This window comes from Helicobacter sp. UBA3407 (assembly GCF_949747025.1).
GTDB classification, from domain to species: domain Bacteria; phylum Campylobacterota; class Campylobacteria; order Campylobacterales; family Helicobacteraceae; genus Helicobacter_D; species Helicobacter_D ganmani.
The window spans coordinates 1-1,478 of sequence record NZ_CATKCB010000016.1; the positions used below are offsets into that span (position 1 = coordinate 1).

Annotated in this window: 1 protein-coding gene and 1 pseudogene; one reads left to right on the plus strand and one right to left on the minus strand. The window is 37.5% G+C overall.

What is annotated here, in order from left to right; translation table 11 throughout:
• A pseudogene (locus Q1553_RS00130) lies at positions 1-221 on the plus strand (hypothetical protein); the annotation flags it as partial.
• A gap of 27 nt (positions 222-248) precedes the next feature.
• Here the strand turns inward: Q1553_RS00130 and nspC are convergent.
• Positions 249-1,478, minus strand: a 1,230-nt coding sequence (gene nspC / locus Q1553_RS00135; protein ID WP_300842642.1) for a carboxynorspermidine decarboxylase, incomplete at its 5' end; no start/stop codon positions are given.

Here is a 1,478-nt window from a genome sequence, read left to right on the forward strand (position 1 = left end):
AAAAAAATTTGCAATTAGGCACTTTAAGCCTTATGTATTGGGGAGCTGGGCTAATGTGGATTGTAGATTGTGTTTTTGCAACTTATGAGGGAGAACCCTTTTTAAACATTAGTGGTGATGATGCGGTGCTTGGCGCAGTTGTTGTATTGGTTGGCTTGATTGCGTGGTTTGTGCTTTTATTGGTTAAGAATCCCAAAAGACTTTTTGTAAATACATTTTAAGCAAAGCCAAGCTAAGAATATAGTTTCTTAGCTATTGCGTTGCTTGTAGTCTTGATAGGAAAACTCCTTAAACAATTCAAATTCTCCATTTTTATGCAACATACCAATGCAAGGTAAAGGAATCCCATTAAAAGTATTATTTTTGACAATCGTATAATGCACCATATCCTCAAAAATCAAGCGGTCGCCAACTTTTAGTGGTTCTTTGAAGCTATAATCCCCAATCACATCTCCCGCAAGACAGGTTGGTCCTCCTAAGCGATAAGCATAAGGCATTTTACCTTTAAGTTTTAACTTATGATGTTTTTTGTTTGCCTTTGCTTCAAAGCTATTGCGTACCATTGGGCGGTAAGGCATTTCAAGACAATCAGGCATATGTGCCGCAGCACTGACATCTAAAATCGCAATTTTGATTCCATTTTGCACAATATCTACCACGCTACCAATGAGAAAACCACATTGCCAACCAATCGCTTCACCCGGCTCTAAATAGACCTCTGTTTTGAATTTTGATTTGAAATCCTTAATGAGTTGGATAAGCAAATCTATATCATAATCTTTGCGCGTGATATGATGTCCGCCACCAAAATTAATCCAGCGCATTTGCGGAATATACTCCTTAAAATGCTTGATAAAATATTTTAATGTGCGTTGGAGTGCATCACTATTTTGTTCGCAATGTGTATGAAAATGCAATCCGCTAATGCCATCTAGCCCAATTTTTTTGACACCCTTTTTGAATTCCTTTGGTGGGATTCCAAGTCGTGAGCCTTCAACGCAAGGATTATATATTTCTGGGCTTACTTCGCTGTATTTTGGATTGACGCGCAAGCCCACTTCAATCTTTGGCTGTCCTTTGCGTTCTCTAAGTTGATTTTGAGATTCTATGATTCCTTTAAAAGTCTGCCATTGTGCAAAAGAATTGAAAATAATATGATTTGAGATTTGCACAAGTTCCTGCATTTCCTCTTGTTTGTAAGAGGGGCTAAAGGTTGTAATCTCCTTACCAAATTCCTCATAGCCTAATCTTGCTTCATAGATTCCGCTTGCAGTGATTCCACTTAAATATTGTTTTGCAAGAGAAAAGCTTTTCCATAGGGCATAGCCTTTGAGTGCTAGTAAAATTTTTGCTCCGCTATCTTGTTGCACCTTTTGAAGTAATTGCAAATTTTTTTCAAATTTTTCTTCTTCTAGCACATAGCAAGGGCTTGGTAGAGAATCAAAATTTTTAGGATAGTTTTGGGTTAGGAATTGAGC